Origin of the sequence: Caulifigura coniformis (genome assembly GCF_007745175.1) — a bacterium.
Taxonomy (GTDB): domain Bacteria; phylum Planctomycetota; class Planctomycetia; order Planctomycetales; family Planctomycetaceae; genus Caulifigura; species Caulifigura coniformis.
In genome coordinates this window covers 1828185-1843130 of sequence record NZ_CP036271.1, presented here as the reverse complement: position 1 = coordinate 1843130, position 14946 = coordinate 1828185, and the positions used below count along the sequence as shown (strand labels likewise).

19 protein-coding genes are annotated in these 14946 nt (G+C 63.1%); 9 read left to right on the top strand and 10 right to left on the bottom strand.

All coding sequences use genetic code 11. The features are described from left to right. The first annotated feature begins 337 nt into the window (after positions 1-337). The 4 genes from Pan44_RS07280 to Pan44_RS07265 all read left to right on the top strand — a co-directional run bounded on the left by Pan44_RS07280 (position 338) and on the right by Pan44_RS07265 (position 3872). Positions 338-1297 carry a DUF1559 domain-containing protein gene (locus Pan44_RS07280; RefSeq protein ID WP_145028715.1) on the top strand — a complete coding sequence of 320 codons (960 nt, stop codon included), beginning with the start codon at positions 338-340 and terminating at the stop codon, positions 1295-1297. Positions 1298-1405: 108 nt separating this feature from the next. Further along, positions 1406-1858 (top strand): carboxypeptidase regulatory-like domain-containing protein, encoded by a 453-nt coding sequence (locus tag Pan44_RS07275; protein ID WP_145028713.1) that lies wholly within the window; start codon positions 1406-1408, stop codon positions 1856-1858. 518 nt (positions 1859-2376) lie between these two features. After that, on the top strand, positions 2377-3327 hold the full coding sequence (locus Pan44_RS07270) for a DUF1559 domain-containing protein (RefSeq protein WP_145028710.1): 951 nt from the start codon (positions 2377-2379) through the stop codon (positions 3325-3327). 95 nt (positions 3328-3422) lie between these two features. Then, complete coding sequence (locus tag Pan44_RS07265; RefSeq protein ID WP_145028708.1) at positions 3423-3872, top strand: carboxypeptidase regulatory-like domain-containing protein; 450 nt, start codon at positions 3423-3425, stop codon at positions 3870-3872. Between the two features lie 167 nt (positions 3873-4039). Here the strand turns inward: Pan44_RS07265 and Pan44_RS07260 are convergent, their stop codons facing one another. Continuing rightward, entirely contained in the window at positions 4040-4447 is a 408-nt protein-coding gene (locus Pan44_RS07260) for a hypothetical protein (protein ID WP_145028706.1), read from the bottom strand. Between the two features lie 357 nt (positions 4448-4804). Here Pan44_RS07260 and Pan44_RS07255 point away from each other — a divergent pair, with 357 nt between their 5' ends. Further along, entirely contained in the window at positions 4805-5200 is a 396-nt protein-coding gene (locus Pan44_RS07255) for a VOC family protein (RefSeq protein WP_145028704.1), read from the top strand. Between the two features lie 104 nt (positions 5201-5304). On the opposite strand, the gene Pan44_RS07250 is transcribed toward Pan44_RS07255, so the two are convergent. Continuing rightward, complete coding sequence (locus tag Pan44_RS07250; RefSeq protein ID WP_145028702.1) at positions 5305-5688, bottom strand: VOC family protein; 384 nt, start codon at positions 5686-5688, stop codon at positions 5305-5307. Next, complete coding sequence (locus tag Pan44_RS07245) at positions 5685-5975, bottom strand: ArsR/SmtB family transcription factor (RefSeq protein ID WP_145028700.1); 291 nt, start codon at positions 5973-5975, stop codon at positions 5685-5687. Before Pan44_RS07245 ends, Pan44_RS07250 begins: the two co-directional genes overlap by 4 nt. A 374-nt stretch (positions 5976-6349) precedes the next feature. Here Pan44_RS07245 and Pan44_RS07240 point away from each other — a divergent pair, with 374 nt between their 5' ends. Continuing rightward, positions 6350-6607 (top strand): hypothetical protein, encoded by a 258-nt coding sequence (locus Pan44_RS07240; RefSeq protein WP_145028698.1) that lies wholly within the window; start codon positions 6350-6352, stop codon positions 6605-6607. A 35-nt stretch (positions 6608-6642) separates the two neighbouring features. Here Pan44_RS07240 and Pan44_RS07235 read toward each other — a convergent pair whose 3' ends face one another. Further along, positions 6643-7137, bottom strand: a complete 495-nt coding sequence (locus Pan44_RS07235) for a DinB family protein (protein ID WP_145028696.1) — start codon at positions 7135-7137, stop codon at positions 6643-6645. 166 nt (positions 7138-7303) lie between these two features. Here Pan44_RS07235 and Pan44_RS27270 point away from each other — a divergent pair, with 166 nt between their 5' ends. Continuing rightward, a complete protein-coding gene (locus Pan44_RS27270; RefSeq protein WP_197453915.1) occupies positions 7304-7660 on the top strand; it encodes a hypothetical protein in 357 nt (118 codons plus the stop codon). After that, complete coding sequence (locus tag Pan44_RS07225) at positions 7657-8553, top strand: metallophosphoesterase family protein (protein ID WP_145028694.1); 897 nt, start codon at positions 7657-7659, stop codon at positions 8551-8553. Before Pan44_RS27270 ends, Pan44_RS07225 begins: the two co-directional genes overlap by 4 nt. Here Pan44_RS07225 and Pan44_RS07220 read toward each other — a convergent pair. From Pan44_RS07220 to Pan44_RS07205, 4 genes are all read right to left on the bottom strand, one after another. Next, positions 8532-8759 (bottom strand): DUF542 domain-containing protein, encoded by a 228-nt coding sequence (locus tag Pan44_RS07220; protein ID WP_197453914.1) that lies wholly within the window; start codon positions 8757-8759, stop codon positions 8532-8534. The genes Pan44_RS07225 and Pan44_RS07220 overlap by 22 nt on opposite strands. Before the next feature lie 5 nt (positions 8760-8764). Then, positions 8765-9304 carry a c-type heme family protein gene (locus tag Pan44_RS07215; protein WP_145028690.1) on the bottom strand — a complete coding sequence of 180 codons (540 nt, stop codon included), beginning with the start codon at positions 9302-9304 and terminating at the stop codon, positions 8765-8767. Positions 9305-9367: 63 nt separating this feature from the next. Continuing rightward, complete coding sequence (locus Pan44_RS07210; protein WP_231754245.1) at positions 9368-10855, bottom strand: cation:proton antiporter domain-containing protein; 1488 nt, start codon at positions 10853-10855, stop codon at positions 9368-9370. A 324-nt stretch (positions 10856-11179) separates the two neighbouring features. Next, on the bottom strand, positions 11180-11521 hold the full coding sequence (locus Pan44_RS07205; protein ID WP_145028688.1) for a histidine triad nucleotide-binding protein: 342 nt from the start codon (positions 11519-11521) through the stop codon (positions 11180-11182). 176 nt (positions 11522-11697) lie between these two features. Between Pan44_RS07205 and Pan44_RS07200 the strand changes: the two genes are divergently transcribed. Continuing rightward, entirely contained in the window at positions 11698-12078 is a 381-nt protein-coding gene (locus Pan44_RS07200; RefSeq protein WP_145028686.1) for a hypothetical protein, read from the top strand. A 10-nt stretch (positions 12079-12088) separates the two neighbouring features. Here Pan44_RS07200 and Pan44_RS07195 read toward each other — a convergent pair whose 3' ends face one another. Both Pan44_RS07195 and Pan44_RS07190 read right to left on the bottom strand, forming a co-directional pair. Continuing rightward, entirely contained in the window at positions 12089-13633 is a 1545-nt protein-coding gene (locus tag Pan44_RS07195) for a hypothetical protein (protein ID WP_145028684.1), read from the bottom strand. Beyond that, positions 13630-14736, bottom strand: a complete 1107-nt coding sequence (locus Pan44_RS07190) for a hypothetical protein (RefSeq protein ID WP_145028682.1) — start codon at positions 14734-14736, stop codon at positions 13630-13632. The genes Pan44_RS07195 and Pan44_RS07190 overlap by 4 nt, the downstream gene beginning before the upstream one ends. Positions 14737-14946: the final 210 nt, after the last annotated feature.

Below are 14946 nucleotides of genomic sequence, written 5' to 3'. Positions count from 1 at the left end.
CCGACCTGCGCTGGCCTGGTGACCGTTCTCTGCGCCATGCGCTGGCCATTTTCGACAGTCCGCCCTCCAGCAAGCGACATATGAACGGACTTTCATGTGTTGTTGGCCGCGTTCGATCGGAAGTCGCTTTCAAATCGTGATTTGTGGCGACGGCATGACTGTTGATTCGCCTCGCGAACTATTCGCGACTGTACGGATCTCATCTGGACGAACGATGAGAATTTCTGGATTTCCCCGAATTCAAGCGGATGAACCACTGGCGTTGGCCGCCAATTGATGTGAAATTCTTAACAATCTGTAATTCGTTTACCGCTCGACGTTTATGGAAGGTTTTATCATGAAGTCTCGGAGGGGTTTTACGCTGATTGAGTTGCTGGTGGTGATCGCGATCATCGCCATTCTGATTGCTCTTCTGCTGCCGGCCGTGCAGCAGGCGCGGGAGGCCGCAAGGCGAACCCAGTGCAAGAACGCCCTGAAGCAGATTGGCCTGGCGCTTCACAACTACCACGACACGTTCAGCAAGCTTCCGTCCGGGAGCGTCGCGTCGTTGAACGGGGCCGGAACCCAGGATTATGGCTTCGGCTGGACATGGCATGCCAGCATCCTCCCGTACATTGACCAGGCGCCGATGTACAACGCGATCCAGGGGCCGGAGAACAACGGCCTGGGAACCGACACGGGCGACCAGAACGGCGCGAAGCAGAAGCTGGGCGGCCAGACGGTCATTCCGGTGTTCTGGTGCCCGTCCCAGCCGGATGTGCGCGGCGGCAGCCAGAAGAACGGCTACGCCCCGTCGAACTATAACGGCAACATGGGCCGCTATATCGGGAACGGCAACGACGACTGCTACAACAGCGCCCAGGGCCTGGCGACTCCGAATGACATCCGGACGAAGGCCTGGGGCTGCATGAACGGCGACGGAATTTTCTACATCAACAGCAGCGTTTCGTTCCGTGACGTCTCGGATGGCCTCTCGAACACGATCTTCGTCAGTGAAGTGGTCGACACCGGCGGCGACGCCCTGGGCGACTACAACGCCGGCGGCGATCGCCGATACGTCTTCTCCACGGGCGCGGAGGGAAATCCGCCGACCGAGATGACGGAATACCTGATGGCGGCCGAAACCAACGACCCGATCAACGGCGGGGCCGAGGAAGCGGCTGGCAGCTTCCATGTCGGCGGAGCGCACTTCGCTCTGGGCGACGGAGCTGTGCGGTTCATCTCGGAGAACATCAGCATGGACACCTACCGGGCGCTGAGCACCCGGAAGGGTGGTGAAATCGTCGGCGAATTCTGATTCGCGGGCGACCGGCTGCTGGTTTCAATCAAGAGCAAGCCTTGTCGTCGGTTGATAAGGCTTGCTTTGTCATTTCCGGATTCCGCTTTTCATTCCGAGGTTTCTCACGTGACTTTCAAACCCTGCGGCTCTCTCGCGGCCGCCATGACATTTCTGGTCCTGAACCTGGCGGGCTGCGGCGGTCCCGGCGACGCGCCAGACCTGGGACAGGTGACGGGGACCATCACGATGGACGGCACGCCGCTGAGCGGCGTGGCGGTGATGTTCTCGCCGTTGGACGGGCGGCCCGCCATGGGCAAGACCGACGCGGAAGGGAAGTACGAACTGAACTACATCCGCAGCACGAAGGGGACGAAGCTCGGCAAGAACAAGGTGCAGATCGGGAATACCGAAGAGGAAGACGACCCGTCGGCCGAGACGGGTGATGACGCTGGACCGGCCAAAAAGGCCGCGAAGTCGAGCAAAGCGGTGATTCCGGCCAGATACAACACCAGGAGCGAGCTGGAAGTCGATGTGAAGGCGGGGGAGAACGTCTTCGATTTCCAGCTGGAGTCGAAGTAGCGGCTTGAGACCGGTCGCCTGCGTTGGCCGCAGGCGTTCCGCGATCGGACGAGGATCACCAAAGACGTGGCGCCTGATCGGCGCCACGTCTTTTTTTGTGGGCTGGTTTATGCCACGAGGGGGAGTCTCTGAGGCCAACACCGCGCCACGACGGGAAGGTTGCGCGCTCCCGTGAAGTTCATCGCCTCTACATGGTTCCTTCACATTGACGCGCTACGGTGCCCCCCGAACAAGGTCAGGATCGCAATTCAATCGATGAAGCGTTCTGCCGGCCACCCGTTTTTCAGGCATCTCATTGCCGGTTGTCGAACGCGCCAAGTGGTGATCGGACGCCGTGATTGACAGGCGTGGCCCGGCCCAGCGAATTCCTCCTCGGGCCGGCGACCAGGAAGTTTCGACATCAAGGCGAGGACTCTCGCTCGTCCCGTACAGATGGAACTCGTGCGTCTCGGAGCGCGATATGTCGCGCCCGTGCGTTCGCAGCTCGTGATTGCCCGTTCATTCAGGAAGGTTTTGAGATGAAAGCTCGGAGGGGTTTTACGCTGATCGAATTGCTGGTGGTGATCGCGATCATCGCCATTCTGATTGCCCTGCTGCTGCCGGCCGTGCAACAGGCGCGGGAGGCCGCGCGGCGGACGCAGTGCAAGAACAACCTGAAGCAGATCGGCCTGTCGCTGCACAACTACGTCGATTCGCACAACATTCTGCCACCTGGCAGCGTCGTGCTGCTGAACCCGGCCGGGACTCAGGACAACGGTCACGGCTGGACCTGGCAGGCCAGCATCCTGCCGTTTCTCGACCAGGCCCCGCTGTTCAACGCCATCCAGGGAGATGACGGGATGGGGAACGAAAAGGGGGATCAGAATACCGGCAAGACGCTGGTGCTGAAGCAGACCACGATGTCGGTGTTCTGGTGTCCTTCGCAGCCGGATGTCCGCAACGGCTCGCAGAAGAACGGTTATCAGACGTGCAACTACAACGGCAGCATGGGAATCCGGATCGGGAACGGCAACGACGATTGCTACAACGGAACATCCCTGACGACTCCCGCTCATAATCGAACGGATCCCTGGGGATGCATGAACGGCAGCGGAGTGTTCCACGTGAGCAGCGCCGTCCGTTTCGCGGACGTGAAGGACGGGATGTCGAATACGGTGTTCGTCGCGGAAGTCCCGGATAGCGGCGGCGACGCCATGGGGGGCTTCGGGGCAGGCTGTGATCGTCGGGTCGTGTTCTCCAACGGCGCGGACAGCAATCCGCCGACCGAGATGACGGAGCACATGATCGCCGCTGAAGGGAATGATCCGATCAACGGCGGCGCTGAAGAAGCGACCGGGAGCTGGCATACCGGAGGCGCTCATTTCGTGTTCGGCGACGGGGCGGTCCGGTTCATGTCGGAAAACATGGACATGAAGACTTACCAGGGCACGATGACCCGGGCCGGCGGCGAAACGCTCGGCGAGTTCTGATTTGAGCGGATGATCGGCGAGCCGCGTCAGGACGACCTGCGCGGCTTGTTTCCGTTTCCCGAAGTTCCTTCTTTTTGACGAGGCAGGATTCGACAGTGAAACTGGTGCAGCAGAGTTTTCTCACAGTCACGGTGGCCATTCTGACCCTGAATCTGACCGGGTGCGGCGGTGTCAGCGACCAGCCAGACCTGGGCCAGGTGAAGGGAACAATCACGCTGGACGGCCAGCCGCTCGCTGGCATGGCTGTCGTTTTCTTTCCCGAGAATGGTCGCCCGGCCAAGGCCACGACGACGGCCGACGGCACGTACGACCTGATCTACGTTCGCGAGACGCGAGGCACCAAGCTCGGGAAGAATCGCGTCGAGATTGCCCCGAGTGAAGGAGAAGATGACGCGGACGACGCCCAGAGTGAGGAGAATGCGCCGCAGCGGAAAGCGGTGAAGCCTTCGAAGCCAAAGATTCCGGCCCGCTACAACACGAAGTCGGAACTGCAGGCGGATGTGAAGCCGGGCGAGAACGTGTTCGACTTCAAACTGGAGACGTAATTACGGTCGCCCGCGATGCGGACACGGCCCCGCGGCTGCTGGTGCTGCCCGGATCATCGACCGCGTTATCGCGCGGCGGCCGGAGATGATCGGCCAGGACATGAAGAAAGGCGTGAGGCTCAACGGGCCTCACGCCTTTCTGGATTTCACCGTCTCAAATGGCTGCTTCAGGGCATCGGGAACACGTCAGTCGTGAAGGACGCCTTCAGCGTCGCCTTCCCGTTCTTGGTGACGGTGTATTTGAACTTCTTGATGTCCATCTCTCCCGGTTCCGGGGGAACCTCGGAACCGCCCATGAAGTCGAGGTAATCCTTGGAGGTGAACTTCTTTCCCGTCAGGTTTGCGACGATGCCCGTCGCTTCGATTTCAAAGATGACGCCTTTGCGTGTGAGGGAGACGGAATAAACGCCCACCCCCTCGCTGCCCAGCGTTTCGAAATCGAGCGTCCCATCGGCGGCAATTCCCGGAAGCGGAACCGGCATGGGGGCGCTGTAGATCGGCCTGGCTTCGGCCGGGGTCGCGAAGGCCATCGTCAGGAGGGCGAACAGCGGGAGCGTCAATTTGCGAAGAGACATCAATTCCTTCCATCGGTCCGTTTCCAAAGACTTCGTGGGGAGCACTCGCCGCGCCCGCAGAGCACGAAGCCTGACGTCCTGATTCTCGGATGGACGCACCCGGGTCAACCTCCCGGGCCGGGTTTTCCCTGGTTTCTCGAGAGCCGCAACTCCTCGCCTCGCAGAAAAGGCTCGAGAGGTGAAGGGAACCTCAGGGGAACGCATTTGGCGCGGAATCCGGGAGAGTAGTCCCTCTGTCGAATTGCAGGGGAGCGGCTTCCTCCTGAAAGTTGTCTGAACTCGTTCCGATTGAGAACCTTCACTGTGCACCCGAAGGTGTGAGGAAGGTTGCAAACTCCCGGTTCATCAGGTTCACGCATGTCTGCGTACGGCGCGCTCCGCATCGCCCGGCCCACCGATGACCTCGAGCCGGTCGTCGCGTTCTATCGTGATGGCCTGGGAATGGAGGTTCTGGGCGCATTCGAGAATCATGCCGGTTTCGACGGCGTGATGCTGGGAGTTCAGGGGGCGAACTGGCATCTGGAGTTCACCCGCAGGGCCGGACATCGTGCTGGCCGGGCGCCGACGGAAGACAACCTGCTGGTGTTCTATCTTCCCGATCACGCCGCCTGGGCGACGGCGGTCGCGCGGCTGGAGGCCGCGGGGCATACTGCCGTCGCCTCGTTCAACCCTTACTGGGATCGCCTGGGCAAGACGTTCGAAGACCCGGACGGCTATCGCATCGTTCTGCAGAACGCGGCTTGGCCTAACTGAATAACAAGCTGGCATGTCACCCATGGCAGACGCTGCCAGCGGCTGCATTGATCGATGCAGGCGGCGTCGACCATGAGGATTCCCCACCCGGGTGTGAAGCGAGGCTACTGCTGCGCGATCTGGATCAGGTTTCCGCAGGTGTCATCGAAGACCGCGGTGGTGACCGGGCCCATCGCCACCGGCGGCTGCGTGAACTGCACGCCGGCCGCACAGAGGCGATCGTATTCGGCCTGGATATTGGCGACGCCGAAGGAGGTGTAGGGAATTCCGTCTTCGACGAGGGCCTGCTTGAACGGCCGCGCGGCCGGGTGCTGGTCGGGCTCGAGCAGAAGCTCGGTCCCCTCCGCGTTCTCAGGCGAGACGAGAGTCAGCCACCGGAACTCGCCCATAGGGACGTCGTGCTTTTTGACGAAGCCGAGTTTCTCGGTGTAGAACCGGAGGGCCTTTTCCTGGTCGTCAACGAGGACGCTGGTGACAACGATTTTCATGAGCCTTCGCCTTTCCGGCCTGGTTTGAGCCATCGATCGACGATGGCGCTCAATGGAGCCTTGTTGAGGTCGTGAAACTTGTACCGCCCTTCACGGCGTGTGCTGATCAGGCCGGCAGCTTCGAGCACATCGAGGTGCTGGGAGATGGCCTGGCGGGTGTGATTGAGCCCATGCTTCATTGCCAGTCGAGCACAGATCTCGAACAGGGTCTGCCCATCGCGCTCGCACAACTCGTCGAGAATTGCGCGTCGTGCCGGAGCGACCAGGGCTTCAAACAGATCAGCCACAAGGCTTACGATAGGCAAGTGGTGACTTGCCTGTCAAGGCGAGCGTCGATTCGTTGGTCGAAATGGCAGCGCGGGAAGGCTGCCGGCGTTCCCGCGCTGCGTCCGGTGATCCGGTTCGCGCGTCTGGCTCCCGGTGAACGACAACGTCTCACGGCCTCCCTGGAGGGGAATGACGTTCGGTTCAGCGCCGTGGACTGACGCTGGCTGCGGACGGGACGAGCACAGGCCCGCGGCGAGCGTGGCTCCAGTGTTATGAGGCCTGATTGCCCGCCGGAATTTGGCGGTGCAAACGCGCCAGCTCGCGGTTAAATTCAGGTTGCCATTGCCGTGCGTTTGTTTGGCTGGCGTCGGATCCGGAAGCGTGGGGGCCACACGTGAAACGAGTTCTGTCAGGGCTGATGCTGCCGATCACCGCCTTTGCCTGCCTGGCGGCGTACTCCGCGCTCGCGGCCTGCCTGCCGCAGTGTGTGCATTGCCACAGTGGCGACATCCAGCATGCTCCGCTGCAGTACGAACCGTACCGTTATCGATGCAACTCGTGCACACGCGTCTTCACGCGGCCGGACGATGCGCCGGTCGGCCTGCTGGACGCTTTCGACGCATATGCGCATCGTGGCGACCTCTACCGCTGACGGCGCGGATTGCCCGGGGGCGGAGGGCGGTACGACTACGTTGGAGCGGTATTCGCGTTCATGGCCGCGAGGATCTGCCGGATCGCGCCGAGGTGGTATGCGGTATGGGCGCAGCTGGCGATTGCTCCGCAGGCCGTCAGAGGATTCCAGTCGGTTCGTGTGGCGACCGTCTTCTTCCACCGGGCCGCTCCGTCCCGGAACCGGCCGCACAGGTCTTTCCATTGCGCCTCGTTCACGACGGTCCGCTTCCAGCTCGCCGACCAGTCGGCGGTCGCCCAGGGGTTCTCCTCGCCGTCGGCCCAGCGGTTGAGAAGAGTCAGGCCGTAGAGGACGTGGTCGAGATGGGCGGCGATGGTCGTCTGGCCCGGCATGGGGCGCGTCGAGGCGGTCTCGGCCGAGATCGATTCCATCTGTCGGGCCAGGCCCGGATCTTTCGGGTTGAGAATGAAGGCCTCGGCCCCTGGTGGTCCATCGAAAATCTCGACCAGGAGAGTCGAGAGCGAACTGCGAAAGATGGCATCGGTAGACATGGCGGGATTCCTCTCCATCAGGACGGTCGGCCGCTTTCGTTGCGACCCGGTTCGGCAAGGTTGACGCAGGCAGTTTGGCGTGTGACTGTTTCGATGGTAGAGCCATTTGGAGTTCCGTGTAGCGGCGTGGAACGAGAACTCCACGGCGACGCTCGATAGGGAAGTAATGGGCTGGACACCGATTGCCCTCGAGGAACTTGAGTCACTGGTCGACGCTGGCCTTCGCAAGATGTCACCGGCAGAACGGATCTGGTGGACCTCAATCCGCATCGTGCCACAGAAATGGAAACTCAGCCCGTGGGGCAACGAGGGCGGCGGGTTCTGGGTCGTCGCGGTCGTTGGGAACAGCTGTGTCTACTACAACGACATTGAAGACGGCTTCAACGTCTCTCGGTTCCAGACGCCCGGTCACATCAACAACTATTTCTGCAATCATGCCGAACTGCAGCTGGTCATTCGGCAGCTGATGACGCCGAATGACGGAATTCGCATGGACGCAGGACCACCAGAGGCTCTCCCATGACTTGTCATTTCTCCGGTATCGAACATCCGATTGGCCGCCGCGCGTTTCTCCAGCGCGCCGGGTTGGTCCTGCTCGGAAGTGCGGCGACATCCGGCTGGTCGGCGGAGTCCGGGACGCCGCTGCGGATCGGGCTCATCACCGATCTGCACTACGCGGACAAGGAGGCCGCGGGAACTCGCTACTACCGCGAGACGCTCGGCAAGCTGGCGTCGGCGGGAGCAGAGTTCGCTTCGGAACCGCCGGCGTTCCTCGTGGAACTGGGCGACCTGATCGACGCGGCGGATGGCGTCGATGTCGAACTGGGCTACCTGAAGCGGATCAATCGGGAGTTCGCCTCGCTGTGCAAGGATCGCTGGTATGTGCTCGGAAACCACTGCGTCGATCTGCTGACGAAAGAAGAGTTCCTGGGCGGCGTCGAGCAGGAGAAGTCGTACACGTCATTCGATCGCGGCGGCTGGCACTTCGTGATTCTCGATGCGTGCTTCAGCAGCAATGGCAAGCCGTACGGCCGCAAGATGTCATCGTGGAAGGACGCCAACATCCCGCCAGCGGAGATGGAATGGCTGGAGGCGGATCTCAAGGCGGCGAAGCGGCCGACGATCGTGTTTGCCCACCAGCGGCTGGATGTCTCGAACGATCACGGAGTGAAGAACTGCCCGGAGGTGCGGAAGCTCCTCGAACAGTCGGGCAATGTGCAGGCGGTGTTCCAGGGTCACAGCCACAAGAACGACTACAAGGAGATCGCCGGCATCCATTACTGCACGCTGCGGGCGATGGTCGAGGGCTCGGGCCCAGAGAACAGCGGCGCCTCGCTGCTGACGCTTCGCGAAGATGGCGCGATGATGCTGAAAGGCTTCCGCCAGCAGAGCAGCTACGACTGGCCAAGGGGCTGAGCGGGCGGCGGGGCGACCTGAGCCTCGGGCGGAAGCAGGGGCATCAGCTCGGCGAGGATGACGGCTGGATCCAGGCCGGCCTGCCGGCAGACGAAGTCGAGCGACTTTCCACCGCAGGACGTGTCGAGCCCCCAGCGGTCGAAGATTTCGGCCGACTGAGGGACGTCGAGAATCCATTCGGGCAGCGGGGAATCGTGGTCGGGCACGTGAGCTACTCCCCGGCGGCGAAGGGCATCGAAATGATCAGTCCGGCGAAACGGTCTTCGAGACTTTTCCGGTTCGGAACGTGGCACTTGAGACATTCGGAACGGAGCGTGATCGCGGCCGCCCGACGATAAACGCCTCCTTCCCTCGACTCGAACGGTTTCTGGTCCGCCTGGATCGCTTTCACGGCGGCCCGCTCGAAATCGTCGCGGGCCTTATGGTCAACGTTCATCGCCTCGCCGTCGACTGCCAACCAGCGAAGCACGACCCCCTGCTCCTCTTCGAGGTGACGAAACACGCGCGTCATCGACGCCGCGGGAATCGGAAGTCCATCGTCTTCACGATAGAAGTCGCGATGCACGACATGCAACGTGGAATGGAGGGTTTCGTGCAGCAGCTGTGCGCGGGCTCGGGCCTCGGCCAGTGACGGTGGTTGCTTTTCAGGGGCTTTCGCAGGCGGCCGGTCGTCCGAGCGGACGTGGTCGAGAAGCAGCAACGTGGTGATGCAGACCGACAGGATGCCGCCTTTCGTGGTGCAGGTTTGCATGCTGATCCGCGGAGTAGGAGTGCAACGGGCGGGAGAGGACGGGGGAGGGAGTTGGTCGGACGATCAACGGAGGGGCGGCCGGGCCGGGGCAAGGGTGGGTGGTTCGGCCTTCAGCGATTCGGGCATCAGACGCGCCAGGATCGGTGACGTGCTGATTGTGGTGACCAGCGCCATGAGGACCATCATGGCGAAGAGCGTTGGGGAAATGACACCCAGATCGAGGCCGATGTTGAGCACGATCAGCTCCATCAGGCCACGGGTGTTCATCAGGACGCCGAGCGCGGCGGAGTCGCGCCAGCCGATTCCGGTCCAGCGGGCGGCCATCACTGTCCCGCCAAATTTCCCCGCGGTTGCCACGACGATGATCACGGCGACGGCGAGCCACTGCTGCCATCCAGAGACGAGGCCGATCTGCGTCCGCATTCCGGTATAGGCGAAGAACGCCGGGAGGAGGAGGACAGTCACGGAATCACGAAGACGCGTCTTGAGGAAGCCGGCGACCCGGCTGTCGCTGGGGATCACCGCTCCCAGCAGGAAGGCTCCGAAGATGGCATGGATGCCGATCGTCTTCGTGATCAGGGCCGAGAGCAGGGCGCCGACGCAGCCGGCCGCGAGGACGCCGTTTGTCAGGGCGCCGACCTGCAGATCGACACGTCGGCACCAGGCGACGACGAGGGGCCGGACCACGACGAACATTGCCAGGATGTACCCCAGCGCACTGAGGCAGACGGCAATGGTGCTTCCGGCCTGGGTCTGGACGATGCCGACCACCACAGCGAGCAGGCACCACGCGGTCGCGTCATCGGCCGCGGCACAGGCCATGGCCATCATGCCGAGGGGAGTGGTTTCGAGGTTGCGGTCGGTGAGGATGCGGGCCAGGACGGGGAACGCCGTGATCGACATGGCGATGCCGAGGAACAGCGCGAATGGCGTAAAGGCGATGTTTTCGGGCGCGTAGAGCGGATGCAGCCAGAGTGAGAGGACGGCGCCGAGGACGAACGGGAACAGAATGCTGGCGTGGGAAATGGCGACGGCCGCGCCCGCCTTGTTGCGGAGCTTGACCAGATTGAGATCGAGCCCGACGACAAACATGTAGAGCAGAACCCCCAGCTCTCCGATCATCTTGAGTGCTGCGGCGACCGCCCCCTGGGGATCGGCGGTCGTGGACGGAATCAGCTGGTGCATCAGCGAGGGGGCGAAATAGCCAAGGACCGATGGTCCCAGGCAGATGCCGGCGACGACTTCACCAACGACGGGAGGTTGTCCCCAGCGGCGGAAGAGGCGGGCGAGCAGGTGGCCGGCGCCGATCACCGCGACCAGGGTCACCAGGACGTGAAACTCGATGTCCACAGCGGAGGCCCTGGGGGCGCTCGTTGCGGTGGCTGCGGGGACATGGCTGGCGACGATGCCGAACGCATTTCGTTCGCCCATCCAGCGGACGATCAGGAAGCTGGAGACGGCCTGGATGAGCAGGAGGGAGTAGAGGCCGAGGCCGACGGCCGCGCGGCGTTTTCCGGGTGGGAGAGCGGGGAGTGCCTCGGGAGCGGCCACGGCGACGCCTGTCAGAGGAAGGACGATTCGCCCACAATACTTGTTCGGACAAGCATTGTCCACACAAGTGTTGTTTGGACGGTAAAAGCTGCCGGCTTGAGCGGGTAGATCACAGGGCGCGCATCCCGGCATGGGGATTTGCGCAGACCGAGAGAATCTCCGCGCCAGCGAGACTGACGCCTTCGCACACCGCTCCGACTGCCAGTCATCCGCGCAGTCGGACGAAATGCCGGCGGTCATCAATTCGAGCCACTCGCCGGATTTCAGGAAGCGGCCGAACCGGGCAGAGGCGCGGCTGCTTGAGGCCGGACGTTGCTCCCGGGATCAGCCGGGCGGCCAGTGCAGCGGGCGTTTGCCGAGGAGATGCAGGTGGAGATGGGAGACGGTCTGTCCGCCGTCGGGGCCGGTGTTGATGACGATGCGGTAGCCGTTCTCGAGACCCTGCTGCCGGGCGATATTCCGGACAGCCATCAGCAGCTTGCCGAGGAGCAGCGTGTCGTCATCGCCCGCATCGGCGACGGAGGGGAGCTCCTTCTTCGGGATCACCAGAACGTGGACCGGGGCCTGTGGATTGTTGTCGTTGAAGGCGAGGACCTCGTCGTCTTCGTAAACGATCGCGGCCGGAATCTCCCTGTCGATGATCCGCTTGAAGATGGTCTTCGCCATGTCGTCAGTTCCTCTCCCGAACAGTCTCGTCGCCCCAGTGCCTACAACCGGAACGTCTGACTCGGCGGCAGGGCTGGAAATGTTGCGTTTCGGCAACGAGACCCGAAATGGAGGTTATGTTTGGGCGATGCCACGATCCAGAGTCCCCGGATTCTTTCGCTGGTGGAGCACCTCCCATGTCGGCGAAGCTGCCATTCTCCCGCCGTACACGCAACGGAGCGCTGTGGATTGAACTGGTACTTCTTGCGCCCGTCGCGGGCCTGCTCCTGCTGGGAGTGGTGGAAGTCCGGCATGCCTTGAACATCGAAGCCCGGCTGGCGAGCGCGGCCGATCGCGTCGCCGGAGCCGGTGAATCCCGGGCCGAAGTCATCGCGTCCGAAAGGGCCGCGATCAGTGCGGCGCTGCAGGTTCCTGTGGCGGAGATCCGGGTGGACACTTCGATCGGGAGTCCACGATCGCGGGTGACAATCTGTGTCCCTTACGCACGGACCGGATCGCTGCTGGCTTCCTTCTGGCCGAAGGCCATCGCGGCGGGGACATCTCACCGCACGCTCTGAGGCGGGGCAGTCAGGGAGCTTCATCAGGCAGCGAGGCGACCTTCTCCACGTGCGATTCGCTGTTGCCGGTCTTGCGCGACAGCGTGACGACGAGCCCCTCAGTCCTGTAGATCCAGAGCTCGGTGACCTGACCGAGGGACGCCTGGCGCATGATGGACGAGGGACGCGTGCCGAGTGCGGCGCGGGCCTGCTCGCCGGTCATGCCCGGAAGGACCTGGCCTTCCTGGATCGCCTGTGCGAACCGGTCTTCCGTCGGTTGGGCGACCATCTTCGCGGGGACCCAGCGGTTCCCATCAACGACCAGGCCACGCTTCGTCAGCCAGTCGGTCACTTCAGGCGACTGAGGATTGGAGACCCAGGCGGCCTCGTAGAGAGTGATCGCCGTCTTCTCGTCGTTCAGAAGGGCGATGTAGTCATCGGCCAGCTGCGTGAGCCCGCGGGTTCCGGCGAGCCGTGCGGCGGGTTCGCGGGAGCGGAGCCAGTCCTGGCGGACCTGCTTCGACTCGGCGTCCTCTTTGCGGTCGGTCAGCTTCTTTGCGAAGTCGACAATTTCATCTCGGGTCAGCGACGTGACGCGACTTTTGAGCCAGGCGAGTTCCTTCTTGCGGTGCGATTCGGCGAGTGTTTCGAGCTCCGGAATCTGGCTCGAGATCCGCGCCGCAACGGCGTAGCCGTTCTTTCCTTCCGGATCGATATCGCGATCGATGAGTGCGAGCAGAATCTGAATGTAGAGGGCACGGTGGAGCTTGAACCGAGTGTCGGTATCGGCCCGGGCATAGGTCTCGGCGTAGTTCCGGTCGTAGGCCTGGCGCAGCGGTTCGTCCTCAGGCGTCAACGGCGTGTTGGCGCCGGGCAGGCTCTTGAGAACCATCGCGAGAACGGCCCCGCCGTTGTTCATCGGGTCGTTGCGGGCCTTCGTCAGCTCGATACGGACGGCGTCATGCGTGAACTTCCAGCCGACGCCCTGGTCGAGGTTCCAGGCGGCCGCACGTCTGGCGAGTTCGAGATATCCGGCCGCGTCATCCGATTTCAGGCGCCGCGACTCTGCGGTCAAACCGATCTCACGCAACTCTTCAGCCCGCTTCTTCAGTTCGGAATCCTCATAGAACGCCCCGCGACCGGCGGCCCAGTCGGCGAGTTCGAACCAGGCTTCGGGGCGGGTGGAGTCGATCCGGCCGCGGCGACTGCGCAGTGTTTCCACGTCGCTGTCCCGGCGTCGGAGCGACTCGACGTCGAAGGACACGCGCATGCCTTCGCGGACGAGTTTGCCGGTCACCTCAGCGACGCGCGTATCGCGCGGCAGCACGGGGGTTCCCGGCGGCAGGCGGAAGACGAGGTCGCAGCGATCGAACTGGATCGTCTGGGGGCTCAGAAAGGCAACGCGGCCTTCAATGACGAATCGCGCGCCGGCCAGCGCGCCCCATTGTTCCTTCCGTTCGACGAACGCCTGAATCGATTCGGCCTCCCCCTGGGCGAACGCCGATCGCCCGGCCGATGCCAGAACCAGCAGGACGACGGCGGCGCGCAGGGTTGCGGTGAAGGGGCCGCGGCTCACGGGGTCACCTCGGAGAGTATGCCATTCTGTTCCGCCTGGCGGGTGAGGAGGTCCTTCGTCTGGTCGGGGGATCGGAACTCGCCGCCATCGATGCCGAGTGCGTCAAACGTCTCGGGCAGGCTCCACAGGAATCCGCTGTCGGGCTCGAAGGTGACGTTCCAGACGTTCTTGTTGTCACTGAGTTCGCAGCCCGCAAGTCTGGCCGCGAGAATCACCCCCTGTTCGCCGTCGGACTCTTTCAGGTCGTCGAACGCTGCCGAGTCGATGAGCACGCGGACGATGCGGTTGCGTTTGCCGACGGTGACCGGAAAGGAGACCTGCCAGCCGTTTTGCTTCCGGTCGACGGGACCATCGAAGACGAGCCAGCGTCCTTCATAGTGGGTCTGGAACTGGCGTTTCCATTTGTCCGCATCGGCCGATGTCGCATCGGCCTCGGCCAGGATTTCGAGCAATGATTTCGGGGAGAGCTGGTCGATCGTGCGTGATTCGCGAAGTCCCGATTCGAGGCGCCTGGCGGTGCTGTCGCGTCGGCCGAGCGTCGTCACGGCGGCGGTCGCCAACTCGAACTGCTCGCTGGCTGTTCTCCAGTCGCGATTCTTGACGGCGGCCCATGCGGCGTCGGTCGATTCGCGAAGCGCTGTGGTCGCGGCGTCGCGCCGGACCTTCTGGACGGTGAGATAGGTCGTGATGAGGGCCACAGCGGCGATGCTGACGACGACGATGCGGAACGGCGTGACCAGCCGGCCGCTAGCGGGGACGACGAAGAATTCCGGGGCGGCGTCCCGCGCCGCCTTCGGGCTGGGTTTCTCCGGGCGGCCGACCGATTTCCCGCGCCTGCCCGCCGGTTCCTTGGTCGGGTTCAGAACGGGGAGCGCGGCGGGAGGGGCCGCCGGTTCGGCCGGGCGGTTCTTCGGCGCGGGGTAGACGTCCTTGGGGAGGACAAACCGGGTGGCGCCGCATTCCCTGCAAACGATCTTCTGATGCCGGTTGCGGCGCATCCCGCGGTGGACCAGTCCGCACTCGCACGGGACAGCGAACGGATGCTCAACCTCCGGCGTGTTTCGCCGGAAGACGTTGCTCGCTTTGTTCAACCAGGCCGGCATGCAGTGGGACGAAATACGCCAATCGGAAACAGACTGTGGGACGGAAACGCCGGGCTGCGTCCGGCGGTTCAGGAGTTTTCTGAAGTCTATCCCTGTGAGCAAGCCCCGACTATCTGCGGAAATGAAGCCATACCGGGCCGGACAGGGTGTTCATGCCGCTGGCAATCCTGCGGAGCCACCTCCCGCTTCCCCCGGTTCGCGTTTCCCGCT